General features: G+C 73.3%; 22 protein-coding genes and 1 riboswitch. All 22 genes read right to left on the bottom strand.

Translation table 11 applies throughout. The features are described 5' to 3' along the window. Positions 1-10: 10 nt before the first annotated feature. Positions 11-1039 (bottom strand): N-acetyl-gamma-glutamyl-phosphate reductase, encoded by a 1029-nt coding sequence (gene argC, locus FRANCCI3_RS15975; RefSeq protein WP_011437560.1) that lies wholly within the window; start codon positions 1037-1039, stop codon positions 11-13. Between the two features lie 64 nt (positions 1040-1103). Next, entirely contained in the window at positions 1104-3650 is a 2547-nt protein-coding gene (pheT, locus tag FRANCCI3_RS15980) for a phenylalanine--tRNA ligase subunit beta (protein ID WP_011437561.1), read from the bottom strand. A gap of 3 nt (positions 3651-3653) precedes the next feature. Then, entirely contained in the window at positions 3654-4757 is a 1104-nt protein-coding gene (gene pheS, locus FRANCCI3_RS15985) for a phenylalanine--tRNA ligase subunit alpha (RefSeq protein WP_011437562.1), read from the bottom strand. Positions 4758-4922: 165 nt separating this feature from the next. Further along, positions 4923-6068, bottom strand: coding sequence for a sensor histidine kinase (locus FRANCCI3_RS15990; RefSeq protein WP_011437563.1), 1146 nt, complete (start codon positions 6066-6068; stop codon positions 4923-4925). After that, positions 6068-6961, bottom strand: coding sequence for a TrmH family RNA methyltransferase (locus FRANCCI3_RS15995; RefSeq protein WP_011437564.1), 894 nt, complete (start codon positions 6959-6961; stop codon positions 6068-6070). Before FRANCCI3_RS15995 ends, FRANCCI3_RS15990 begins: the two co-directional genes overlap by 1 nt. Positions 6962-6981: 20 nt before the next feature. Continuing rightward, positions 6982-7362, bottom strand: a complete 381-nt coding sequence (gene rplT, locus FRANCCI3_RS16000; RefSeq protein WP_011437565.1) for a 50S ribosomal protein L20 — start codon at positions 7360-7362, stop codon at positions 6982-6984. Between the two features lie 125 nt (positions 7363-7487). Beyond that, positions 7488-7682: a 50S ribosomal protein L35 gene (gene rpmI, locus FRANCCI3_RS16005; protein ID WP_011437566.1), complete on the bottom strand. Its 195-nt coding sequence runs from the start codon at positions 7680-7682 to the stop codon at positions 7488-7490. 97 nt (positions 7683-7779) lie between these two features. Continuing rightward, complete coding sequence (infC, locus tag FRANCCI3_RS16010; protein WP_070982428.1) at positions 7780-8370, bottom strand: translation initiation factor IF-3; 591 nt, start codon at positions 8368-8370, stop codon at positions 7780-7782. A 343-nt stretch (positions 8371-8713) separates the two neighbouring features. Further along, complete coding sequence (locus FRANCCI3_RS16020) at positions 8714-9607, bottom strand: SseB family protein (protein ID WP_011437568.1); 894 nt, start codon at positions 9605-9607, stop codon at positions 8714-8716. Between the two features lie 10 nt (positions 9608-9617). After that, positions 9618-11192 carry a MinD/ParA family ATP-binding protein gene (locus FRANCCI3_RS25390; protein WP_023841501.1) on the bottom strand — a complete coding sequence of 525 codons (1575 nt, stop codon included), beginning with the start codon at positions 11190-11192 and terminating at the stop codon, positions 9618-9620. Between the two features lie 731 nt (positions 11193-11923). Then, a complete protein-coding gene (gene ribH, locus FRANCCI3_RS16030) occupies positions 11924-12406 on the bottom strand; it encodes a 6,7-dimethyl-8-ribityllumazine synthase (protein WP_011437570.1) in 483 nt (160 codons plus the stop codon). Then, entirely contained in the window at positions 12403-13923 is a 1521-nt protein-coding gene (locus FRANCCI3_RS16035) for a bifunctional 3,4-dihydroxy-2-butanone-4-phosphate synthase/GTP cyclohydrolase II (protein ID WP_011437571.1), read from the bottom strand. The genes ribH and FRANCCI3_RS16035 overlap by 4 nt, the downstream gene beginning before the upstream one ends. After that, on the bottom strand, positions 13920-14636 hold the full coding sequence (locus FRANCCI3_RS16040) for a riboflavin synthase (protein WP_011437572.1): 717 nt from the start codon (positions 14634-14636) through the stop codon (positions 13920-13922). The genes FRANCCI3_RS16035 and FRANCCI3_RS16040 overlap by 4 nt, the downstream gene beginning before the upstream one ends. Positions 14637-14763: 127 nt before the next feature. Further along, positions 14764-14893: riboswitch (FMN riboswitch) on the bottom strand. A 69-nt stretch (positions 14894-14962) separates the two neighbouring features. Then, the gene (gene rpe, locus FRANCCI3_RS16045) at positions 14963-15673 is read right to left on the bottom strand and encodes a ribulose-phosphate 3-epimerase (protein WP_011437573.1); all 711 of its coding nucleotides are present in this window, start codon (positions 15671-15673) and stop codon (positions 14963-14965) included. Between the two features lie 33 nt (positions 15674-15706). Continuing rightward, positions 15707-17182: an RsmB/NOP family class I SAM-dependent RNA methyltransferase gene (locus FRANCCI3_RS16050; RefSeq protein ID WP_011437574.1), complete on the bottom strand. Its 1476-nt coding sequence runs from the start codon at positions 17180-17182 to the stop codon at positions 15707-15709. Then, complete coding sequence (gene fmt, locus FRANCCI3_RS16055) at positions 17179-18192, bottom strand: methionyl-tRNA formyltransferase (RefSeq protein WP_011437575.1); 1014 nt, start codon at positions 18190-18192, stop codon at positions 17179-17181. Before fmt ends, FRANCCI3_RS16050 begins: the two co-directional genes overlap by 4 nt. Before the next feature lie 293 nt (positions 18193-18485). Beyond that, positions 18486-20762, bottom strand: a complete 2277-nt coding sequence (locus FRANCCI3_RS16060) for a primosomal protein N' (protein WP_011437576.1) — start codon at positions 20760-20762, stop codon at positions 18486-18488. Positions 20763-20890: 128 nt separating this feature from the next. Continuing rightward, complete coding sequence (metK, locus tag FRANCCI3_RS16065; RefSeq protein WP_011437577.1) at positions 20891-22087, bottom strand: methionine adenosyltransferase; 1197 nt, start codon at positions 22085-22087, stop codon at positions 20891-20893. A 41-nt stretch (positions 22088-22128) separates the two neighbouring features. Further along, positions 22129-23439 carry a bifunctional phosphopantothenoylcysteine decarboxylase/phosphopantothenate--cysteine ligase CoaBC gene (gene coaBC, locus FRANCCI3_RS16070; protein ID WP_011437578.1) on the bottom strand — a complete coding sequence of 437 codons (1311 nt, stop codon included), beginning with the start codon at positions 23437-23439 and terminating at the stop codon, positions 22129-22131. Between the two features lie 18 nt (positions 23440-23457). Then, on the bottom strand, positions 23458-23742 hold the full coding sequence (gene rpoZ / locus FRANCCI3_RS16075; protein ID WP_023841498.1) for a DNA-directed RNA polymerase subunit omega: 285 nt from the start codon (positions 23740-23742) through the stop codon (positions 23458-23460). A gap of 219 nt (positions 23743-23961) precedes the next feature. Further along, complete coding sequence (gmk, locus tag FRANCCI3_RS16080; protein ID WP_035733409.1) at positions 23962-24507, bottom strand: guanylate kinase; 546 nt, start codon at positions 24505-24507, stop codon at positions 23962-23964. Positions 24508-24757: 250 nt separating this feature from the next. Then, positions 24758-25075, bottom strand: a complete 318-nt coding sequence (gene mihF, locus FRANCCI3_RS16085; RefSeq protein WP_011437581.1) for an integration host factor, actinobacterial type — start codon at positions 25073-25075, stop codon at positions 24758-24760. Positions 25076-25203 lie beyond the last annotated feature (128 nt).

Below are 25203 nucleotides of genomic sequence, written 5' to 3' on the forward strand. Positions count from 1 at the left end.
CCGAAAACGGTCAGGGGGCGATGCCCTGAGCGGTCAGCCCGGCGGTCTCGGGCAGGCCGAGCATCAGGTTGGCGCACTGCAGCGCCTGGCCGGCCGCGCCCTTGCCGAGGTTGTCGATCGCGGTGACGACGATCGCCCGGCCGGTCTCCGGGTCGAAGGTCCCTTGCACATGAACGGCGTTCCCGCCGAGCGTCGCCGCGGTGTGCGGCCAGCGCCCCGGCGGCAGCACCCGGACGAACGGCTCCCCCGCGTAGGCGGCCCGCAGCGTCTCGTACACGGCGTCCGCGTCGGTGCCCGGGGTGGCCCGGCCGGTGCTGGTCGCGAGGATGCCGCGGGGAAGCGGGGCGAGCACCGGGGTGAAGGACACCGTCACGGTCATACCGGCGGCCCGGGAGAGGGTCTGCGTGATCTCGGGTCTGTGCTGGTGGGTGCCCACCTTGTAGGCGGTCAGGTCACCCATCACCTCGCTGCCGAGCAGGTTCACCGTGGCCGAGCGCCCCGCGCCGGACGTGCCGCTCGCCGCGACAACGACCAGGTCGGCGGGCTCCACGAGGCCGCCGACCAGCAGCGGCACGAGCCCGAGAGAGGTCGCCGTGGGATAGCAGCCCGGAATCGCCACTCGCCGGCTCGCGGCGATCTCCGCCCGTGCCCAGGGGAGCTCGGGCAGGCCGTAGGTCCAGGTCCCGGCGTGCTCCCCCCCGTAGGCGCGCCGCCACGCCTCCGGGTCGACGAGCCGATGATCGGCACCCAGATCGGCGACCCGCACGGTGTCGGGCAGGGTGGCCGCCACCGCGGCCGACTGACCGTGCGGCAGCGCCAGGAAAACGATGTCCGCGTCGGTCCCGGCCAGCGCGGCCGCGTCCGTGAACACCCGGCCCTCCAGGTCGGGCAGGTGGGGATGCACCTCCGTCACCGGCAGGCCGGCGGACGCGTTCGCGGCCAGCGCACCGATCTTGATTTCGGGATGGGCGAGGAGCAGGCGCAGCAGCTCTCCGCCGCCGTACCCACTCGCCCCCGCAACTGCTACCGTCACACCCATGATTGCAATTTTATACACGCCAACTCATGATCATGCAATGATGCTGGCGTAACCCGTCTCGGCCTCAGGCGCGCAGGGACGCGCCGGTAAGCTCCGCCGCCCGGGCGACCGCCGCGTCCCGCACCGCGTTCGCCTCGGCGGCCGTCAGCGTCCGGTCCCCGGCGCGCAGCCGCAGGCCGAAGGCCAGCGAGCGCTGACCGACCCCGACCTGGGCGCCCTCGAAGACGTCGAAGAGGGTCAGGGACTCCAGCAGGTCACCGGCTCCGGCCCGCAGTGCCGCCGTCACATCGGCGACCGGCACCTCGATCGGCACGACGAGCGCCACATCCCGGTCGGCGGGCGGATAGGTGGAGATCGTCGGCGCGATCATCGGCGGCGCCGCCGACGCGACCTCGATCAGGGCATCGAGGTCCAGTTCCATCGCGCCGGCCCGAGGCGGAAGCCCGACGTCGCTGAGCACCCGGGGGTGCAGCTCACCCGCGTGGCCCACGACCCGGCCGTCGATCGAGAGCTCCGCGAGGCGGCCCGGGTGCCAGGGCATGACATTGCCGGCTCTGACCGTGAGGGTCACGCCCACCGCCTCGGCGACCACGTGCGCGGCGTCCACCGCGTCCGCCCAGTCCGCGTCCCGGGCCGGCGTGGACCAGCCACCTGGCTCACGGCGCCCGGTGAGGAGCGCGGCGACGTGGCGGGGCTGGCCGGGCAGGGTCGAGTCCAGAGCGGCGATCTCCGCGGCGGAGGGCCGACGATCCACCGGCGGGGTGACGACGTCCGTCGGGATCCGTTCGCGTTCCCGGAACACCAGACCGCTCTCGAACAGGGCGAGATCGCGCTGCCCCCGGCCGATGTTGCGCACGGCCGCCGCGATCAGTCCGGGTAGCAGGGTCGTCCGCAGGTAGCCGGCGTCCTCGGCGATCGGGTTCGCGATCCGGACCGCCGCACGCCGCGGGTCGGCCGCGGCCAGGCTGAGCGCGTCGGCGGCGTCCTCGGGTACGAACGGCAGGGTAAGCACCTCGGCGAACCCCGCATGGGCCAGCGCCCGGCCCACCGCGCGGTGCATCCGCTGCGCGGCGGTGAGCCCGCGCCCCGCGGGCAGCGACGGCAGGGTCACCGGGATGGTGTCGTACCCCTCCAGCCGCATGATCTCCTCGACGAGATCGGCGGGCCGGGTCAGGTCGGGACGCCAGGACGGCGGCGTCGCGATCAGAACACCGGGCAGGTCCTCGGTCGCCGACCCGTCAGCCACCGCGCAGCCGACGTCGACGAGCCGGCGCCGCACCACCTCGGCGGGGTAGGGCCGGCCGGCGAGGCGTTCCGGTTCCGTCAGCGGCAGGGTCACCGGCGCCGGGGCGGGGCGGTGGTCCAGGTCGGTCACGCCGGGCTCGGGACGGGCGGCGGCGAGCTCGGCGAGCAGGTCGACGGCCAGCGCCGCGGCGACCGGCGCGAGTGCCGGGTCGACGCCGCGTTCGAAACGCCGCGACGCCTCCGAGGACAGCCGGTGCCGGCGGGCGGTGCGGGCCACCGTGATCGGGTCGAAGTGCGCAGCCTCGAGGACGATGTCGGTGGTCGTCGCGGACACCTCCGTGCTGGCCCCGCCCATCACCCCGGCGAGCGCGATCGGACCGGTGTCGTCGGCGATGACCAGATCCTCGGGGTCGAGAGTGCGGTCGACCCCGTCGAGGGTGCGCAGCGTCTCTCCGGCGACGGCCCGGCGCACAATGATCGCGCCGGCCAGCTTCGCCCGGTCGAAGGCGTGCAACGGCTGGCCGAGGCCCAGCAGCACGGCGTTGGTGACGTCGACCGGCACCGAGATTGACCGCATCCCGGACAGCGACAGCCGCCGCTGCCACCCCAGCGGGGTGGTGGCCCGCGAGTCGACCCCGGTCACCACCCGGGCGACGTAGCGGTCACACGCCGCGGTGTCCTCGACGACGACCGGATAGGCCTCCCTGGCGGGCCCCGGGACGGCTGCCGGGTCCGCCGGCGCGCCCGGGTCCGTGAACGGCAGCGCGAAGGCGGTCGCCGCCTCCCGGGCGATCCCCCGCACCGACAGACCGTAGCCCCGGTCCGGGGTGACCGCGATGTCAAGCACCTCGTCGGCGAGATCGAGCAGCTCGGCGACGTCGGCGCCGATCGGCGCCCGCGGCGCGAGCACCAGGATGCCGTCGGACTCCTCGCCGAGGCCCAGTTCCCGGGCCGAGCAGATCATCCCCTCGCTGACATGGCCGTAGGTCCTCCGCGCGGTGATCTCGAACCCGCCGGGCAGCACGGCGCCGGGCAGCGCGACCGCCACCCGGTCGCCGACGGCGAAGTTGTGCGCCCCGCAGATGACGCCGCGCACGCCCTCGCCCCTGGATCCGGCGCTCTCGGCTCCGGCATCCTCGGCTCCGGCGCTCTCGGCGACCCGGACCTGGCACCAGCGGACGGCCTTCTTCTTCGTCTCGACGATCTCGAAGTCGACGATCTCCCCGACGACCACGCCGGAGAACTCGCCCCCGACGCTACGCAGTCCCTCGACCTCGAAACCGGCCCGGATCAACGCGTCGGCGACGGCCCGCGTGGGCGGCAGCCCCGCCACATACTCCCGCAGCCAGGACATCACGATCAGCATGGGTCAGTCCTCGATTCCGAACGGCAGGCTGAACCGGACGTCACCGTCGACGAAATCGCGGATCTCCCGGATGCCATGGCGGACCATCGCGGCCCGTTCCAGCCCCATCCCGAACGCGAAACCGCTGTACCGGGTCGGGTCGACCCCCGCGGCCCGCAGGACGTGCGGGTCGACCATGCCGCAGCCGCCGGCCTCGATCCAGCCCTCGTCCGAACAGACCCGACAGGGCTGGCGGGCCGCCTCCCCGCGGCAGGCGAAGCACTGCACGTCCAGTTCCGCGGACGGCTCGGTGAACGGGAAGAACGACGGGCGCAGCCGCGTCGACAGGCCCGCCCCGAACAACGCCTGGGCGAAGACCTCCAGGGTGCCGCGCAGGTCCGCCATGGTGATGCCCCTGTCCACGGCCAGACCTTCGAGCTGGCCGAAGACCGGCGAGTGCGTCGCATCGATGGTGTCGTTGCGGTATGTCCGCCCCGGGCACACGACGTACACGGGCAGCGGGCGGTTCAGCAGGGAGCGGATCTGCACCGGGGAGGTGTGGGTACGCAGCACCCGGCCCGCCCCGGTCGGCGCGACGTAGAGCGTGTCGTGCTCGCTGCGGGCCGGGTGATCGGGCGCCATGTTCAGGGCCTCGAAGTTGAACCAGTCGTGTTCGACCTCGGGTCCCTCGGCGACCTCGTAGCCCATCGCCACGAACACGTCGGCAAGCCGGTCGGACAGGGCGGTCAGCGGGTGGCGGGCACCACGGCGGCGGCGGTCGACGGGCAGGGTCACGTCGACCCGTTCCTCGCGCAGCACCCGGGCGTCGCGTTCGGCGGTGAGTTCGGCCAGCCGGGCGTCGTAGGCGGCCTGTACGGCCGTGCGGGCGGCGTTGTGCCGGCGACCGGCGTCGGCACGCTCCGCACGGGGCAGGGCACCGAGCTCCCGGCGGGCCAGCACCAGCGGTGCGGAGGCACCCTGGATGTGGGCGGTACGGACGGCTGCCAGCGCGTCGAGATCGGCGGCGGCGCGGATCGACTCCCGCGCCGCGTTGACGGCCGCGTCGAGCTGATCGGGGTCGAGGGCGTGGACCCGGGACGGGTCGACAGTCTCTCCAGGGGCGGGCACGATGCTCATCCTCGTCATCGGGTGAAAAGCAGGGTCATCCCGGCGGGAAGCCGGGGTCGTCCGGCCTGCGGCGGGGTTCGTCCGGTCCTGGGGTGTCCGGTCCTGGGGCGGCGGCGCGCGCCTGGCCGCCCGGGGCGCCCACCGGTCGGTTCGCGGTGCTCGGCGTCAGCCGAACACCGGGCCACCGGCGGGCACGAAAAATCGGAACTCGGCGCCGCCACCCGGGGCCCGGCCGACCGAGATGGTGCCGCCGTGCGCCTCGATCAGCGCCTTGGCGATGTAGAGCCCGAGGCCGGTGCCGTTCCCGCGGCTGGCGCCCCGCCAGAACTTCGTGAACACGCGCGCGGCGTTCGATTCGGACACGCCTTCACCCTCGTCGGCCACGCTTACCTCCGTGCCGCTGTCCCTGCCACGCAGCAGTACCGTCACAGTACCCGCACCATGCCGCAGGGCGTTGTCGACGAGGTTGTGCAGTACCTGTTCAATCTTGTCCGGATCGACCCACATCTCGGGCAGTTCGCCCTCCTCGCGGATGAAGAACCGGTCGGCGCCCGCCGCGCCCGAGGCCACCTTGCCGTCCACCACCGAACGCACCCGGGCGGGCAGGTCGACGATCTGCTTGCGGACCTGGATGCGTCCGGAGTCGATCCGAGAGACGTCCAGCACCTCGGTGAGCAGGCGCGTGACCCGGTCGGCGTCGGTGTTGACCGTGTTCAGCATGAGCTTCTTCTGCTCGTCGGTGAACCGGTCCCACTTGGCGAGCAGCGTCGCGGTGAATCCCTTCACACTGGTCAGCGGCGAGCGCAGCTCGTGCGCCACGGTCGCGACCAGGTCCGCCCGGTTGCGTTCCAGCCGCTCGCGGCTGAGGGTGTCGCGCAGGGACAGCGACACCCGCACCAGCCGACCGGCGACCCGGTTGAACCGCACCGTGACGTGGAAGTCACGGTCGTGGACTGGACCCGCGTAGGTCAGGCGCCGCTCCGGCTGCCCGGTGACCCGCGGCAGGTTCCGGCTGGCTGTAGAGCACTCCCACCAGTCGTTGCCCCGCTCGTCCAGCAACGGGAGGACCTCGGTCAGATGCCGGCCGATCGCGGACGGTCCATCCACCCCGGTGAGCTTCGCCGCCGCCCGGTTGAACACCTCGACGACGCCGGCGGCGTCGGTCACGATCACCGAATCCGGTAGCAGGTCGAAGGCGGCGGCAGGCAGTGGGCCGTCCTGCGCGGCCGACACGGCTGAATCGGTGGCATCGGGCGCGCAGCCGGGGCCGGAGGGCGGCACCTGCCCGGATGGCGACGTGACAATGTTCATCACCGTCGACCACCTCCTCCGGTGCCGTCAGTACCGGACCTGCCCGTTCTCTGCGCCCGCGCCGACGCGTAAAGGCACAGGGCGGACGCAACCGCAAGATTCAGGGACTCGGCCTGACCGTACACCGGTACCCGCAGAACCGCGTCCGCGGCGGCCAGAGTAGCCGAAGCCAGCCCATGTGCCTCGTTACCGAACAGCCACGCCGTCGGCCCGTCGAGCTCACCGGCCGCGACGGCGGTGTCAATGTCGCGATCCGCGGCTCCGGACGTCGCCACGATGCGGCAACCCCGGGCCCGCAGCCGGTCCAGCACCCCGGCCAAGGCTGGTTCCACGATCACCGGGAGGTGAAAGTGGCTGCCGGCCGAGGAGCGCACGCACTTGCCCCCGAAGGGGTCGACACCGCTCCCGGTGAAGACGACGGCGTCCGCTCCGGCCGCGTCCGCGCTGCGGATCACCGTGCCGGCGTTACCCGGATCGCCCGCGCCGATGCACACCGCGACCAGCCGGGGGGCGTGCAGGTCGGCGAGCCGATGAGCGGGCAGGGCCGCGACCGCGACGAGGCCCTGGGGGGTCACCGTCTCCGACAGCGACGCCACGGCCTCGTCCGTCACGACCCGGACCGGCACCCGGACCGCCCTCAGCAACTCCTCGTGCCGGGGAGTCGCAGAGACTCCGACGAACACCTCAAGCAGCTCGCCGACGGCCAATGCCGCGCCCACCGCCTGCACCCCCTCGACCAGGAACCTGCCCTGCTCGCGCCGGGCCGCGGGCCGCTTGAGGCGACGCGCGGCGCCGACCCGCCCGGAGCGCGCTCCGGCGATCGGCGCCGGCCCCGGCGAAGGGGCGTCCGGCGAAGGGGCGTCGGTCGTGGAGGACACGCGGGAGGCGGGCACGGGCCGACGTCGCGACGGGCTCAGGCGGCGGTGGGCTCCGGCGCCGCCGCCAGCGCGGCCCGTGCCACCTCGACCAGGGCGGTGAACGCGACCGCGTCGTTGACCGCGAGGTCGGCCAGGATCTTGCGGTCGACTTCGACGCCGGACAGCTTCAGACCCTGCACGAAGCGGTTGTAGGTCAGACCGTTCGCCCGCGCCGCCGCGTTGATCCGAGTGATCCACAGCTGCCGGAAGTCGCCCTTGCGCGCGCGGCGGTCCCGGTAGGAGTAGGTCATCGAGTGGAGCATCTGCTCCTTGGCCTTGCGGTAGAGCCGCGAGCGCTGGCCCCGGTAGCCGCTGGCCTGCTCGAGGACCGTACGGCGCTTCTTCTGGGCGTTGACCGCCCGCTTCACGCGTGCCATGAGGGCACCTGTCTCCTTCGTTCGGGTGCGTCCGGCGGCCCGGGCCGGAGTCGGCCGCCAACGGCGGGCCGACCGCGACCGGCGGGCCCGCCGCAGTCGGGGCCGGAGTCGTCAGCGGGCCACGGTCAGCGGGCGAGCAGGCGCTTGACGCGTCGGTTGTCCGCCTTCGTCAACGGCACCACGCCATCCAGTCTGCGGGTGAGGCGGCTGGTCTTGTGCTCCAGGTAGTGGCGGCGGTTGGCCCGCTGGCGCAGCACCTTGCCGGAGCCGGTGACCCGGAACCGCTTGCTCGCACCGCTGTGGGACTTCTGTTTGGGCATGTTGACATCCTGACGGGTTACGTGGGTGATCGAACAACCGGCGTGGCGAGATCCGGAACCGGTGGCGGCGCCACCGCGCGGACTGCCCGCCCTCGAGTCAGACGTGGCCGGCCGGTTCCGGCACCCGCTGCGGCTTCGAGCCCTTGTGCGGGGCCATGACCATGGTCATGTTCCGGCCGTCCTGCTTGGGCTGAGCCTCGACATAACCAAGGTCGGCCACGTCGGCGGACAGCCGTTGGAGCAGGCGGATGCCGAGCTCGGGCCGGGACTGCTCCCGACCGCGGAACATGATCGTAATCTTGACCTTGTCGCCGGCCCGCAGGAAACGCACGACGTGACCCTTCTTGGTCTCGTAGTCGTGCGGATCGATCTTCGGCCGCAGCTTCATTTCCTTGATGACGGTCTGGACCTGGTTCTTCCGAGCCTCCCGACGCTTCTGGTCGGACTCGTACTTGAACTTTCCGTAGTCCATCAGCTTGCAGACCGGGGGACGAGCGGTCGGCGCGACCTCGACGAGGTCGAGATCGACCTCCTGCGCCATACGCATGGCCTCACCGATCGAGACGATGCCGATCTGCTCACCCTCCGCGCCGACGAGGCGAACCTCGGGGACGCGAATCCGGTCGTTGATACGGGACTCTGTGCTGATGTGTTTCCTCCGTTGCTCGACGCGCGGGCATGACCTCACCGCAGCGGAGCACCGAGCCTGGTACACCAGGCTCCCGGCCGACGACCGCGGAAACGGCTCGGCCGACCGGCGACCCGGCCACCGCGGCCCCCAGCCGGAACTCCGGCCTGAGGACCTGCTGACGTCCCGGGGTGGCGACATCAGTGCTGACATCGGGTGGAGGGCGAACCCCCGCTTGGTCCTGCCGATCAGGCTCCGCGCCGTGCCCTGGCTGCCTGGAAACGGCAACGCCAGCGGACGGAACAAAACCAGCCGGCAGGCGGTCTGCGGCCCAGCGTAGCACCAGACCGGGCGACACGACGATCACATCATCGTCCGGGCGCTCCGAAAGGGCCGGCGGCGCTCACCTCGCGAACCGCACCGGCCATCGGCGCGTCGGGCGCAGGCCCCGCCCCAGATGGCGGCGCACCGCCTCGGCCTCCCGCGCGCTCACGAGCAGCACGGCCGGGCCCGAGGCCCGCTCCTGCTCCCGCGCCGGGGCCGGGGCCGGGGCCGGATCGGTGGCGAGCAGCCGGGACAACCGCCGGGCAAGCAACTCCCCGGACCGCGCGTCCGCATCTCCGCCCTGACGTACCGCGACGGCGAGCACCGGGCGTGGGGCGCCGGCACCCGGGAGGAGCAGTTCCGCCGGCCACACCTCGACCCGCTCAGTCACGGTCCGCAACGCCTCCCGAACCCGCCGCCGGGATAACGGACCATCCGGATCGGACGGACGGCGCAGGGCGGTCACCCTCAGCTTGTCGAGGTCCGCGGCTTCGGTCACGCGCGGCGTGTCGAGGGTTCCGGACGGCGCGTCGGAGCCGGATCCGCCGGGCACCGGCGCGGGACCGCCCGGGCCGACGTCCAGACTGGCCGAGCGCGGACCGGCCACGTCGATCACCACCGCTCCGAGCCCCAGCCGGACCGCCTCCGTGCAGGCGTCCACCGCGGCGACCGGAACCGGCCGGGCCGAGGAGCGCCAGGCGGTGAGCGCGCTGACGCTGGAGAAGATCGGTAGCGCGGTCGCGCCGGACGGGGTGCGCAGGGTCGTCAGCGCCATCTCGCTGGTCTTGTCCGCACCGGTGACGGCGTCGGCGGCGGTGAGCCGAGCCTCGACTCCGACGAAGACCCGGGCCTGGCGCAGCGCGGCGGTCAGAACGGCGGGGTCGACCGGGTTGGCGGCGAGCGCTCGGGTGAGCGACTCGTCGGCGCGGCCGTCATCGCCCTGACCAGACGGAGTCAGCAGATCGCGTGCCATTCTCGCCAGCCTAGGGCCCAGGCGGCGCGGCGGGCCGGTACCGGATCGGGTCCGTGGCGTTCACCATGGCCCGGACGGGCCCGGGCCATGGTTGAGGGCCCCGACCGGGGGCTGCGATGGCGGGCCGGGCCAGCACGGTGGCCGGTTGCGACCCGGGAAGCGGGGCGGTGGCGACCGCCCCGGCGAGACGCTGGAAGGCAAACCTGGTCCGGCGACGCAGGCGGTACCAGCTGATCGGACGGCTGTCGGCGAGCGCCGCGTCGAACGGCACCGGCACCGTCATGTAGGCCCGGTCCTCGAGATGTTCGAGACGCAGCCGCGCCCCGCGGCTCAACCGGGAGGGATACGTCTCGACGACGGCCACGATGACGGTGGCAGCGAGATCTGGCCGACCGGCCGCGGTCAACGCGCTCAACGCGTCGTCCGCACCGGCGATCTCCGTCTCGCCGGCCCGGATCGTCAACACGACGAGGTCCGCCCGCGCCAGCAGGGTGGCCGGCACCGGCTGGCTCCACCCCGGTGGGGCGTCCGCGACGACGACCGGATACCAGTGTCCGAGCAGGTCGAGTGCCCACGCCAGCTCCTCGGGAAGCAACCCCGGCCCGGTAAGATCACGCAGTCCGGCCAGCACCTCCAGGCCACCGGAGCCGTCGGAGGCGACAAACCGGCGCACGTCCTCCAACGAGGACACCGGTGGCCGCGCCGTGGCCAGCTCCCGCAACCCCACGCCCGGTGACATGAGGCCGACCCGGTGCGCAAGCAGCCCGGACTGGTCCGGGGATGCGTCCACGGCCATCACCCGATGACCGTGGTGCTCCGCGATCGCCAGTCCCAGACCCGCGGCGACCGTCGTCCGGCCGCCTCCGCCACCGAATCCCCCAACCAGCACCCGCCGCCCACCGGCCCGCGCCCGCGCGACCGACGAACCGCCCGTTCCCGCGACGGCCGGGACCACCGCCCGACCACCGGACGGCGTCACCGCGGCCACCGCCGCCCGGACGGGCAGGGAAGGGGCCAAGCCGGACCGCCGCGCCGGCAGGTTCGCGGGGACCGGGATGGACCAGGCTGGCTCCAGACCAGGCGTTTCGACCGCCTGTCGGCCGACCGTGGGTCCGCCCAAGGAGTCGGCGTCGGGCCACGCCTCCGGCACCGGCCAACCCGGGTCAGCCGCCGCGGACGGGGGAAGCCGCCCGGATACGGGCCCGGCACCGGGCGAGCCGTCGGGGGGCGGCGCGGTGGCGGCCCGGGAAACGGGGACGACCGGCGTTCCATCCGGGAGGTTCACCGGCTGCCCGGCCGCGGGGACCAGCACCGCGATGTTCTCCCAGGTCTCCCCGGGCGGCGGGACGGCCGGGAGCGGTGGGGAAACCGCCGGGGGCGGCGGCGCACCGGGCGGTGGATCCGGTGGCGTCGGGTACGGGTCCACCGGGTACGGATCCGGACCGGTCGGGTCCGGGTCCGGCGGCCCGGCCGCCGACGTCGCGGCGGCGAGGTCGGGCGTCCACCCCGCTCCGCCGGACACGGTGAGCGAGGCACCGGGCCAGGCGGAGCTCGGGCCGGGCGGCGCGGTCAATGGAAGGCCCACGGGGGGCGCGCTCCGGCCCGGCGGGAGCAGTGGCGCGGGCGGCGGGAGCAGTGGCGCGGGCGGCGGGGCCGGTGGCACGGGGGTGGGCGGCGGGGCTGCCGTGCTCCCGCGCCCCCCGGAGGGGCCCCCTGTCCGACCGGTAGCGGGCTCCGAACGGGTCCCGCCCGGACGTGATCGGGCGGGACGACGGGTAACCAGCGCGTTATGGGGCGCCTGAGGCTCGGTCAGTCGTAGGCCAAGCAGCGAGATGGGGCGCGCGTCCCCGCCACCACCCGGTTCGGTCGCGTCGGGATCCCGCCGGCCGGGGCCGGCCGCGACCCGTTCCCCGGCCTCCGGATTCCCCCCGACCGGGCCGGTCGACGCCGACGCCTCGTCACCGTTCCAACTCCCACCGTGACTTACCATCCGCGCCACCCCCGCCCCCATGTGTGCCGGCCGACGGGACCTCCGCCGATCCCACCGCGAAGTATGACGCCAGAGCGCAAGGGCACCGATACGACGTGAGACCACAGTCTCGTGTAACCGGCCGTCCCGACAAGAGCACCGGACTGATCGGGACAGCCGGAATCAGAGCCACGAGCAGCGAACACACGACCGGCACACCCGATCCACTTCGAATCGCCATGTGACGGCAACACCATACCGAGAGCATGTCACGCGGACGGATCGGCCTCGCACCGTGTGTGTGAACTCCTGATGCGGAACGTTTCGGTCGGTGACGGCGTGGGAGCTCAGCCGGCGAGTTCCAGATCGCGCAGCACCGCGGCGGTGTCCAGCGCGGCCAGGGTCGCCTCCCGGCCCTTGTCCTCGCTGGACCCGGGCAGCCCGGCGCGGTCCCGGGCCTGCTCGACGGTGTCGCAGGTGAGCACGCCGAAGCCGACGGGGACGCGGGCGTCGAGGGTGACGCGGGCGAGCCCCGCGGTGACGAACTGACAGACGTAGTCGAAGTGGGGGGTGCCGCCCCGGATGACGACACCGAGGGCGACGACGGCGTCATGCCGCGCAGCCAACGCGGCGGCGATCACGGGAAGCTCGACCGCACCGGAGACCCGCACGACGGCGGGTGCCGCCGCGAGGCCCGCGTCCTTCGCGGCGCGCAGCGCGCCAGCGAGCAGCGCATCGGTGATCTCGGCGTGCCACCGGGTGGCGACCACCGCCAACCGCATGCCCGCGACGGGCGGAAGCACCTCCGCGGGAGCCCCGAGGCCGCTCACAGACCCTCCCCCTCGGCACAGTCGACCCCGGCGGACGTACCCGGGCCCGCGACGGCCGTGCAGCCGGAGGTGACGGGTACCCTCGGCGCCCTCGGCGCCCCCGGGATCCAGCGCGAGCCGGCCGGCTCGTCCTCGCCCACGGCCCTAGGCAGATCGGACAGGCCGGGTGGACCCGGAAGGCCGGGCGGACCCGGAAGGCCGGGCGGACCGGGAATGCTGGGCAGACCGGGAATGCTGGGCAGACCGGGAATGACGTGTCCCATCCGGTCCCGCTTGGTGGTCAGGTAGCGCAGGTTCTCCGGCGTCTGGGTGACCGGCATCCCGATGAGTTCGACGATGCGCAGGCCGTAGCCCTCCAGCCCGGCCCGCTTCGTCGGATTGTTGGACAGCAGCCGGATGCCGCGCACGCCGAGGTCGACCAGGATCTGGGCCCCGGTGCCGTAGTCACGGGCGTCGGCCGGCAGACCCAGCGCGAGGTTGGCGTCGACGGTGTCGTGGCCGGCGTCCTGCAGCTGGTAGGCCCGCAGCTTGTGCATCAGGCCGATGCCCCGGCCCTCGTGGCCCCGCATGTAGAGCACCACTCCGCGTCCCTCGGTCGCGATTATGCGCAGTGCCGCGTCGAGCTGGGTTCCGCAGTCGCAGCGCCGGGAGCCGAAGACGTCCCCGGTGAGGCATTCGCTGTGCACCCGGACCAGCACGTCCGCGCCGTCACCGAGCTCGCCGCGGATCAGCGCGATGTGTTCGACGCCGTCGAGGATGTTGCGGAACCCGACCGCCCGGAACGCCCCGTAACGCGTCGGAAGCGACGCCTCCGCGACCCGCACCACCTGCTTCTCGGTCCGCCGACGGTAAGCGATGAGATCGGCGATGGAGATCAGCAGCAGCCCGTGCTCGCGGGCGAACTCGGCGAGCCGGGGAAGCCGGGCCATCGTCCCGTCGTCGTTCACGATCTCGCAGATCGCACCGGCCGGCCGCAGCCCGGCGAGCCGGGCCAGGTCGACCGCGGCCTCGGTGTGGCCGGGGCGGCGCAGCACCCCGCCGTCCTTGGCCCGCAGCGGGAAGATGTGGCCCGGCCGGCTCAGGTCGCCGGGCGTGGTCCGCGGGTCGGCCAGCAACCGGATGGTGCGGGCCCGGTCGGCGGCGGAGATCCCGGTGGAGACGCCGTCGCGGGCGTCCACGGTGATGGTGAACGCGGTGCCCATCCGCTCCGTGTTGTGCGGGACCATCTGGTCCAGTTCGAGCCGGTCGGTGTCGGCGGCGTCCATCGGCACGCAGATCACACCGGAGGTGTACCGCGTCATGAACGCGACCAGCTCGGGTGTCGCGGCCTCCGCCGCGAAGATCAGATCACCCTCGTTCTCCCGGTCGGCGTCGTCGACGACGACGAGCGGGCGGCCGGCGGCGATCTCGGCGAGCGCGTCCTCGATGGCGGCGAACCGCACGTCGGCGTAGCCGGCGGGAAGGGCACCGGCGGGAAGGGTGGCCGTCGAGGAGGCGCCGGCCGCGGATGTCGTCATCGGTGTCGTCCGTTCGGTTCGATGGGGCCGGCATGCAGCTTCTCGACGTACTTGGCCAGCACGTCGACCTCGATGTTGACCAGGGAACCCGGCGCACGGCGACCCAGCGTGGTCAGTTCGAGCGTGGTGGGGATCAGGCTGACCGTGAAGGTGGCCGGTGAGTCGCCACCGGCCGGCGAGATGTCGACGACGGTCAGGCTCACCCCGTCCACCGTCACCGAGCCCTTCGCCACGAGGTAGCGGTCGAGCCCCTCGGGGAGCGCGACGCGCACGAACTCCCAGCCCTCACCGGGCTGCCGGTCGAGGACCGTGCCGACGCCGTCGACGTGCCCCTGGACCAGGTGGCCTCCCAGCCGGTCCGCCAGCCGGACGGGACGTTCGAGATTCACCCGGTCACCGACGGCGAGCTTCCCAAGAGAGGAACGCACCAGCGTCTCTCGCATCACGTCAGCAGTGAACGCCGACGGGCCGTCCGTTGTGCCGGGTGGGCCGGGTGGGCCGGGTGGGCCGCCGGCCGTACCGGTCTCGGCGCCCCCGTCGAGCCCCGGGCGGGCGAAGGAAGTCACCGTGAGACAGACACCGTTGACGGCGATGGACGCGCCGTGACTCACATCACCCAGAACCGTCTGACAGGCGATGGTGAGTGCCGCCGACTCCGACCGCGCATCCACCGCGGTCACCACGCCAAGTTCTTCAACGATGCCGGTAAACATCCGACCCGTGCCCCTCGCTCCCGGGCACCCGCACCCTGGGCGAGGAAAAACCACGCGGGACCACGCCGGCACGCTCACGCCGACACGCGCCCGCGAGCGGTCAACGACCACCGCGGGCACTCGGCCCGCGCGCGTCCTCCCATCCGGACTTTCACCGTCGGTCCCGGAATTCCACCGGGTCAGCCGTCCCAGTACCTGCGGACGGGTCGCGGACTGTCACCGCCGGTTCGGAATTTCACCGACCCCGGAGCGCGCGTGCTGCTGGTTGTACTGCCTCAAGTCTGGCATATGAAGCCGCCGGACGCCGGTGAAGCCACCGGACGCGGTCACGCCGGCCCGACCGCCGAGCGTGGCGCGGGCGGGGACAGCCGGGGCGCCGCCCGCAGCGCCTGCTCACGCAGCCGCTCGACGGCCTGGCCCGGATCGGCCGCCCCGAAGACGGCCGTGCCGGCGACGAACACGTCCACACCCGCCACCGCGGCCCGCTCGATCGTCCCGGCGTTGACCCCGCCGTCGATCTGCAGCCACAGGTCCAGCCCACGGGCGTCGAGCAGGCGCCGGGCGGCCTCGATCTTCGGCAACACCTCGGTCATGAACGTCTGACCGCCGAAACCCGGCTCGATGGTCATCAGCAGCAGCAGGTCGAACCGGTGCAGGTCGTCGAGATAGTGCTCGACCGGGGTGTTCGGCTTCACAGCGAGGCCGGTGCGGGCCCCGGCCGCCCGGATCGCCCTGGTGGTGCGGGGCAGGTCGGACACGGCCTCGGCGTGAATGGTGACGTTCGCCGCGCCGCGCTCGGCGTACCCGGCCGCCCAGCGGTCGGGATCGTCGATCATGAGATGGCAGTCAAGCGGAGTATCCGTCACCGCGCGCAGGGCCGTCACCGTGTCCGGCGCGAACGCCAGGTTCGGGACGAAGTGGTAGTCCATCACGTCGACGTGCAGCCAGTCGGCCTGCCCCTCGACCGCCAGGGCCGCGTCGGCGATCCGGCCGAAGTCGGCGGCGAGCAGGCTGGGGTAGATCTGCGCGGTGGCCATTTCGCGAGGGTATCGGCTCCCGGGTCCGACGCCTCAGCTGTCGACCCGGCGCAGCAGGGCGACGAACATCGCATCCGTGCCATGGAGATGCGGCCAGAGCTGGACGAACGGGCCGTCACCGAGCCGGTCGACCTCCGGCAGGGTCAGGCGGGCATCGAGGATGGAGGTGTCGGCGCGTTGTCCGGCCACGCCACGCACCACCTCGACGGTCTCGGCCGGGTGCGGGGAACAGGTCGCGTACGCCACCACCCCGCCCGGGCGGACCAGGTCGAGCGCGGCGACGAGCAGCGCACGCTGGAGCGGGACGAGCGCGGCCACATCGGCCGAGGTCCGCCGCCACCGGGCCTCCGGCCGGCGCCGCAGTGCTCCGAGGCCGGTGCAGGGGACGTCGACCAGCACCCGGTCGGCTCCATCGGGCCGCAGCGGCACCGCCCGGCCGTCGGCGCGCACCGTCCAGGCCCGCGCCGCGTCGCCCAGGGACCGGGCCACCATGGCCGCCCGGGTCGCCCGGGGCTCGACCGCGATCAGGGCCGGCCTGTCCGGTGGACCCGGCCTGTCCGGCAGACCCGGCCCGTCCGATGGGGCGGAGCCGCCGAGCAGCGCGGCGAGCAGGGCCGCCTTCCCGCCGGGGCCCGCGCACAGGTCGACGGTCAGCCCGAGGTCACGGCCCACCGTCGCCGCGCGGGCCAGGGCCAGGGTGACGAGCTGGCTGCCCTCGTCCTGCACGGCGGCCGCGCCCGCGGCCACGGCGGGCAACCCCGCCGGGTCCCCGCCGTCGAGGCGTACCGCATACGGCGAGTAGGGGCCGACTCGGGCGGTCAGACCTGCCTGCGCGGCCTCGGCGAGCAGCCGGTCACGGTCGACCCGGCCCGGACGGGCGACCAGGTGTACCGCGGGTCGGACGTCGTCTGCCTCCAGCGCGGCGCGGGTCGCCGTGAGGTCGCCGGCCAGGGCCTCCGCGACGACCTCGACGATCCAGCGGGGATGCGTCGTCACGACCGCCAGGTGACCGACAGGGTCGACGTCGAACCGCGGTGCGGACAGCATCGTGGCGAGATCGCCGCCGGTCTCGGCCACCCGGGCGGCCACCCGACGCAGCACGGCGTTCGCGAAGCGGACCGGGCGCTCGCCACTCGTCGTGCGGACCAGCTCGACGGTGCTGGCCACGGCCGCGTGGGCCGGGACCCTGGTCCGCAGCAGCTGGTAGGCGCCCAGGCGCAGCGCGTCGCGCACCGGCGGGTCGATGGTGTGGACGGGTCGACTCGTCGCCGTGTCGAGCACCCCGTCGAGGGTGCCCTGCGCACGCAGGGAGCCGTAGGCGAGCTCCGTGACGAACCCGCGGTCCCGGGCGGACAGCCCGCTGCCCGCCAACAGGGACGGCAGCAGCAGGTTGGCGTAGGAGCCGCGCTCGTCCACCGCCCGCAGCACCTCCCAGGCCAGCAACCGCGGCCGGTCGACGCTTGACGCTGGCCGGGGCCCACGGGTGCCCGGCGAACCGGCCGATCTCACGACGTTCCTCCACTGACCGGCATCGCGCCGATCGCGCCGAGGGTCTCCCCCTTGGCGATCCGGACCCCGCGGGCCCAGGCCGCGGCCGCCATCGGGCCTCGCCCCTCGGGACGCACCTCACCGAGGAGCACCGGGCTCGTGCCCGTGCCGACCGCCACGTCCCCGCCGGGGAGCACCATGATCTGCCCCGCCGGCAGCCCCCCCGCCGGCAGCCCGGCGGGCAGCGCTACCGGCCCGGCCGGCCGACCGGACACCGCACCGAGGCGCACCGGACCGATCTTGAGCCGCCGGTCGCGAAACGTCGTCCAGGCTCCCGGCGCGGGAGTGGCGGCCCTCGCCAGCCGATCCACCGCGATCGCCGGCTTCGTCCAGTCGATCCGGGCCTCCTCGGCGGTCAGCTTCGGCGCGAAGGAGATCCCCTCGGCGGGCTGGGCCACGGGCCGCACCGTCCCGTCGGCGATGCCGTCCATCACCGCGACCAGCAGCCCGGCGCCGGCCTCGGCGAGCCGGTCCAGCAGGTCACCGGAGGTGTCCGTCGGCCGAACCCGCTCGGTGAGGACACCGTAGACCGGACCGGAGTCCATCGCCGGTTCGATCTGGAAGACGCTCGCGCCGGTCAGGTCGTCCCCGGCGAGCAGGGTGCGCTGCACCGGAGCCGCCCCGCGGTAGGCCGGCAGCAGGGAGAAGTGCAGGTTCACCCAACCGTGGCGGGGAATGGCGAGCGCCGCGGGCGGTAGCAACGCGCCGTAGGCCACCACCGGGCAGCAGTCGGGCGCGAGGCCAGCGAGCGTGGCCAGGAACTCCGGGTCCCGGGGCCGGTCCGGGCTGAGCACCGGGATGCCGGCCTCGTCGGCCAGGACGTGGACGGGGGGCGGCTTCACCTTCCGCCCCCGCCCGGAGGGCCGATCGGGCCGGGTGACAACCGCGACCACGTCATGGCGCGGGCTGTCGATCAACGCCCGCAGGCTGGGCAGAGCCACCGCCGGGGTACCGGCGAAAACAAGACGCATACGCGAAGCACCGATCCGTCGCGACGTCATTGCCGACGCCGTGACCGTCTCCGGGGGTCATCGATCCGAGGTGTCCGACCGGGCCGGGAGCATCCCGCCGTTCTCCGGCCGGGGAGTATGGGCTGACGTCCACAGGCCTGTCGCCGCCGACGACCGTACCCCGCCGACGCTCGGAGGTGGCGGACGGCCGCGGTCCGGACCGGGCCCGCGGCCGAAGATCATGATCCATGACGCGTACCCGGGCCGTGGTATGCGGGGCCACGCCATGCGGTGCGAACCAGACCATGCCGGCGCTACCCGAGGATCAGGGGATCGAGCTGGATCCGTAACCGGCCGGTGGTTCGCCGGGTCGCGAGGACGCCGCGAGCGGATCGCAGCGAGGCCGCGAGGGCCGCACCGCGCTCGCGCCGGACCCGGATCAGGACCCGTTCGATCTCCTCGGGGCCGGAGGTGGCGCCGTCGGGGCCGCGCCGCCCGGCACCCACGGCAGACGAATCGCCCTGGTTCGCGCCGTCGGGAACGGCCCGCGCGGACGGTGCGGGGGGCAGCGGTACCGGCCCGAGCACATCGGCGCCGTCGGGAAGCTCGACGGCGGCCAGCAGCTCCGCGACCGCCGCGGCGGTGCCCGCTACGGACGCCATCCGGGTCGCCGGCGGGAACCCCAGCTCCGCCCGCTCGTCGGCTTCCCGGGCAACGAACGTGCCGGGATCCCAACGGACGAGCGCCTGGACCGGCCCTAGTCCGGCATCGGCCGCGACGATGACCCGCCCCCCGCGAGCGGCGGGCCGGGCGAGCGCGGCGGCGGCGGTCCACCGGCGCAGAGTCTCCTCCCCCGCGCGCAGGTCGGGACGGCCCAGCAGAGCCCAGCCGTCGAGGAGCAGCACCGCCCCGTAGCCGCCGTCCGCCACGGGCTCCGCCCCCGGGGTCGAGATGACAAGGGCCGGTTCTGCGGGCACGGTGGCGAGCACCCCGCCCCGGCCGGAGGTGCGGACCGGAACGCCCGGAAAGGCCCGCCCCAGTTCCTCCGCCGTGCGACGATCTCCCGTTACCGAGGCGCGCAGCCGCGGGCCCGAACAGGACGGGCAGTGCCAGACCGCCGCGGCGACCGGACGGCCGCACCACCGGCAGGAGAGCGCACCGCCGCCCGCCGCCCGGCCCAGCGGCCCCTGACAGTGCGGGCACCGGGCGGGCCGTCGGCAGTCCGCGCAGGCCAGTGACGGCTGGTATCCCCTCCTCGGCACCTGGACCAGTACCGGCAGACCGGCCGCCAGCGCATCCCGGGCGGTCCGCACCGCGAGGGAGGGCAGCCTCGCCGCCCGGGCGGCGGGGTCACGGGCGTGTTCGAGGTCGGAGCCGGTGGCCTCGACCCGGGGAGCCAGCGCGCGCACCTGCTCCCGGGGCGGCACCACCGGGTGCGCCCACCCCGTGCGCACCAGCGCCTCGGCATCCGTCGACGGGCAGAACCCGCCGATCACGAGCGCGCACCCCTGGAGCCGGGAGCGCAGGACGGCGACGTCTCGGGCGTGCGGGTACGGGGCCAACGGCTCGGCATGCAGGTCGTCACCGTCATCCCACACCACCACCAGGCCAAGCTCGGCCACGGGCGCGAACATCGCCGCGCGGGTACCCACCACCGCCCGCGCCTGTCCGCGGCTGACCGCGAGGAACGCGCGATATCGCCGGGCCGGGCCGAGATCGGCCCGCAGTGCGACGGTGGTCTCCCGACCGACCGCGGCGACCATCGCCGCCTCGACCCGGTCGACATCACGATGATCGGGTACGACGACGAGTACGCCGCGACCGGACACCGCCGTGGCGGCGGCCGCGGCGGCGATCATCTCCGGCCAGGCGGGGCCGGGCGGGGCCCACCAGACCGCCCTTGGTGACCTGCCCGCCGCCAGGGCGGTGAGCAGCGACGGCCCCGTGGGATAGCGGCCCCACTCGCCGGGTTCCGGCGGCACGGCCTCAAGCCCCGGTGAGACAGCCGCAGGCCCCGGCGAAACGACCTCGGGCCTCGGTGAGGCGGCCTCCGCCCGGCCGTGGCGGGGAGGCACGGCGAGCCGGAGGACGTCGGCCAGCGTGCCGGCGTAACGATCGGCAACCGCGCGGGCGAGTTTCGCGACGGGCTCGGACAGCACAGGCTCCGGCGAGATCGACCGGGCCAGCGGCGCGAGCTGACCGGAATGGTCGGAACTCTCGCGACGCTCCAGCACGAACCCGTCGACCAGCCGGCCCGCGAACCGGACCCGGACCCGGGATCCCGGCACCGCCAGGTCAGCCAGGTCCGCCGGCACGAGGTAGTCGAAGGGACGGTCGAGATGGGCGAGCGCAGTGTCGACGGCAACCCGCGCCACCGGCAGCCGCGCGGCGAGCGGCCGCGGCGAACCGGAACCCGCGGAGCGCGAAACCCCCGACCGGGCACCCCCCGGCCCGGCCGCTGCCCGGCCGGCCGCTGCCCGGCCGGCCGCTGCCCGGCCGGCCGCTGCCCGGCCGACCTCTGCCCGGCCGACCTCTGCCCGGCCGACCTCTGACGGGCTGAGGCCGGGGAGGGTGCCGGGGTGCTCGGTCATGACGGCATTCGTACCAGCCGCCTACGACATCCTCCATCCCCGTTCCCTCGCCGGAACAGCGACCGGCGGGACAGGGGCCCCGGGAGGGGCCGGGGAGATCCCACGGGGGCCGAGGGAGGAGCGTCGGGTCAGCCCTTGACGGCGCGCTGGAGAGCCTCGGCGCGTGCGGTGGACTCCCAGGTGAAATCGAGCTCGGGGCGACCGAAGTGGCCGTAGGCGGCCGTCTGGGCGTAGACCGGCCGCAGCAGGTCCAGATCCCGGATGATCGCGGCGGGACGGAGGTCGAACACGCTCGTCACCGCGTCCTGGATCTGGATGTCCGGGACGGTTCCGGTGCCGAAGGTCTCCACGAACAGGCCGACCGGCTGCGCCTTGCCGATCGCGTACGCCACCTGGACCTCGCAGCGGCTGGCGAGACCCGCGGCGACGACGTTCTTGGCGACCCAGCGCATCGCGTACGCGGCGGAGCGGTCGACCTTGGATGGGTCCTTGCCGGAGAAGGCACCACCGCCGTGGCGGGCGTAACCGCCGTAGGTGTCGACGATGATCTTACGGCCGGTCAGGCCGGCGTCACCCATCGGGCCGCCGATCTCGAACCGGCCGGTCGGGTTGACCAGCAGCCGGCGACCCTCGGTGGCGATCTCGAGCAGGGCCAGCTCCGGCTCGACGACGTACTCGGCGATGTCCGGCGCGAGCAGGGTGTCCAGGTCGATGTCGGCGGCGTGCTGCGAGGAGACGACGACCGTGTCGAGCCGGGCCGGCTTCCCGTCGACGTACTCGATGGTCACCTGGGTCTTGCCGTCCGGGCGCAGGTAGCCGATCTGGCCCTCCTTGCGGACCGCGGACAGCCGCCTGGCGAGGCGGTGCGCCAGCGCGATCGGCAGCGGCATGAGCTCGGGGGTCTCGTCGCAGGCGAACCCGAACATCAGGCCCTGGTCGCCGGCGCCCTGCCGGTCGAACTCGTCGTCGGCGGAACCCTCGACGCGAGTCTCGTGCGCCGTGTCGACGCCCTGGGCGATGTCCGGGGACTGCGCGCCGATCGACACGCTGACGCCGCAGGACGCGCCGTCGAAGCCCTTCTTGGAGGAGTCGTAACCGATCTCCAGGATGCGCTCGCGGACGACGGAGGCGATGTCGACGTAGGTCTTCGTGGTGACCTCGCCGGCGACGTGGACCTGACCCGTCGTGATGAGCGTCTCCACGGCGACCCGGCTCTTCGGGTCATCCTTGATCATGGCATCGAGAATCGAGTCGCTGATCTGATCGGCGATCTTGTCCGGATGCCCCTCGGTGACGGACTCGGACGTGAACAGGCGCGTCGCCACTGGACTAACCCCCTGGGTGATCCGGCTGATTCCGACGAAGCTTACCGAGGTGCCGCGAGGGGTACACGTAGCGCCTCCGCGGGCGTTCCATCGGTCCGATCGGCCGTGAGGCCGACCACGAGGTCGAGGATCCGATGCGCGAGGAGGTCCTTGCTCGTGTGCTCGATCGCCGTCTCGCCACCGCGGGGGTCCAGTACCACGGCGGCGTTGTGTTCCACCTCGAATCCGAGGCCGGCGCCGACCTCGTTGACCACGAGCAGGTCGACCGGCTTGCGCGCCAGTTTGGCCCGGGCGTGGTCGAGTACCCCACCGCCGGGACCGCCGGTCTCGGCCGCGAAACCGACGAGGACCTGACGGGGCCGGCGGTTCGCCAGCAGCTCGGCCAACACGTCGGGATTCGCCACGAGCGGGATGGAGCCCGGGGCCGCGGACTCCTTCTTGATCTTGTAGGCCTGCGGCGCCCCGGGGCGGAAGTCAGCGACCGCGGCCGCCATGACGACCACGTCCGCCGAGGGCGCGACCTCGTGGACCCGATCGCGCAGCTGCGCCGCGGAGGTGACCGGGATCGTGCGGGCGCCGGCGACCTCGGGCAGCGCGACGTTCGCCGCCACCACCGTGACGGAGGCTCCCCGCACCACGGCAGCCCTGGCCACGGCGTACCCCTGACGGCCGCTCGAGGCGTTGCCGAGGAACCGGACGGGGTCGAGGTACTCCCGGGTGCCGCCGGCCGTGACCAGGACATGCCGGCCGGCAAGATCGGGCCGCACCCCGGCCGCACCCCGGGCCAGCACCGCCATGCCGAGCGCGGCGATCTCCGCTGGCTCTGGCAGGCGACCCGGACCCGAGTCGGCGCCGGTCAGCCGGCCCACCGCCGGCTCAACCACCACCGCTCCCCGCGCCCGCAGGGTCGCCACGTTCGCCCGGGTGGCCGGGTGCTGCCACATCTCGGTGTGCATCGCCGGCGCGTAGACGACCGGGCAGGTCGCCGTCAGCAGGGTGCCGGTGAGCAGGTCGTCGGCGCGCCCGGCGGCCGCGCGGGCCATCAGGTCCGCGGTGGCTGGCGCGACGAGGACGAGGTCGGCCTCGCGGCCGATCCGGACATGGGCGACCTCGTCCGCATCGTCCCACACGTCCGTGGTGACCGGGTTTCCCGACAGCGCAGCCCAAGTCGTCGCGCCGACGAACCGCAGCGCCGACGGCGTGGGCACCACCCGGACCTCGTGGCCGGACTCGGTGAACCGGCGGAGCACCTCCACCGCCTTGTAGGCGGCGATGCCGCCCGCCACACCGAGCACGACCCGGGGACGCCGAGGGTCGGACAACCCGGTGCCGGAGCGCTCCGCATCGGGCATCTCGGTCATCGTCCTACATCAGGAGACCGGCGGGAGGCTGTCGGCGACGGTCTCGTGGGTGAGCAGGCCGGCGTTGATCTCACGCAACGCGATCGACAGCGGCTTCTCCTGCGCGTTGGTCGTCTCGACCAGCGGGCCGACGTACTCCAGCAGACCCTCGCCGAGCTGCGAGTAGTAGGCGTTGATCTGACGAGCTCGCTTCGCCGCGTAGATGACCAGGCTGTACTTCGAGTCGGTCGCCTCGAGGAGCTCGTCGATGGGGGGGTTGGTGATGCCTTCGGGATGGGCGGCGGTACCGGCCACGATGTCCTTCCGGAATGGGACGTCCAAGGCGGCTGCGCCGTCCGGACAGTGCGGAGCGCAGGCTACGCGGGGGCAGGGCGGGCTGCGCGGAGGAGGCTGTACGGCATGTGGGCTGTACGGCATGTGGGCTGTACGGCATGTGGGCTGTACGGCATGTGGGCTGTACGGCATGTGGGCTGTACGGAGATGCCGGCTGCGCGGGCGACCGGTGGGCCGGACCTACGAGCCGATCATCAATGCTACCAAGCGGGCTGCCGCGGACCGCACGTCGTCGTTCACGATCACGTCGTCGAACTCCGTCTCGGCCGCGAGTTCGATGCGCGCCCGGTCCAGCCTGCGGGCGATGACCTCGGGTGACTCGGTCCCCCGACCGGTCAGCCGACGGACGAGCTCGTCGAAGGTGGGCGGGGCGAGGAAGACGAAACGGGCCTGTGGCATCGCCGAGCGCACCTGCCGGGCGCCCAGCAGCTCGATCTCCAGCAGGCAGGGCACACCCGCGGCGAGCCTTTCGAGAAGCGGACGGCGGGGGGTGCCGTAGGCGTGTCCGGCAAACATCGCGTGCTCGACGAACTCCCCGGCCTTGACCATCCGGGCGAACTCCTCGGCGTCGACGAAGTGGTACTCGACACCGTCAGTCTCACCCGGACGCGGTGGCCGCGTGGTGGCGCTGACCGAGACCCAGACCTCGGGGTGACGTTCCCGGACTGCCGCGACGACGGTGTCCTTCCCGACTCCGGACGGCCCGGACAGCACTGTAAGACCCATGGGCACCACGATAGGACCTCTCAGTCAGTCGGCGCGCACCCGGTCATCAGTCCCCAGAGGACACGAGGACGGGACTGGTTTCCCGGGGACGGCCGGATCGGGGGAGGTTAAAGAAATGCCGCCCCCCGATCCGACCGGAAGGAAGGGCAACATCGCCGGAAGAATGTGAGTGACGCCACCCTCCCGTCAACGCCGCTACCCGCCGTAACCATGATCCGGGCTGGCGGAGTGGTTTTCCCACTCCACCGGATCAGGCCATGCCGAACTCCTCGAGGAGTGCGGCACGCTGCTTGGCGCCGAGTCCTCGCAGTCGGCGGGTCGGACTGATCCCGAGCCGTTCCCGGATCTTCTGGGCGCGTACGCGCCCCACTCCGGGAAGCGACTCAAGAACAGCCGAAACCTTCATCTTGCCGACGACCTCATCAGCCTCGGCCTGTTCCAGGACGGCGGCCAGCGTGGTCTCCGCCTTCTTCAACCGCTCCTTGAGTTCCGCACGCTGCTTACGAGCCAACGCTGCTTTCTCGAGGGCGGCGGCCCTCTGCTCGGGCGTTAGGGGCGGCAGGGGCACGGGTACGCCTCCTCAATTCGGTGATCGCGCCGCGCAAACTAGCGAGGAAGGGACTCCTCAGTCCAGCCTTGGCCATAACACTCTGATGCGAACATATTGTCAGCACAAGAGAAGGCTTTGACGGACGA

The organism is Frankia casuarinae (assembly GCF_000013345.1).
GTDB lineage: Bacteria > Actinomycetota > Actinomycetes > Frankiales > Frankiaceae > Frankia > Frankia casuarinae.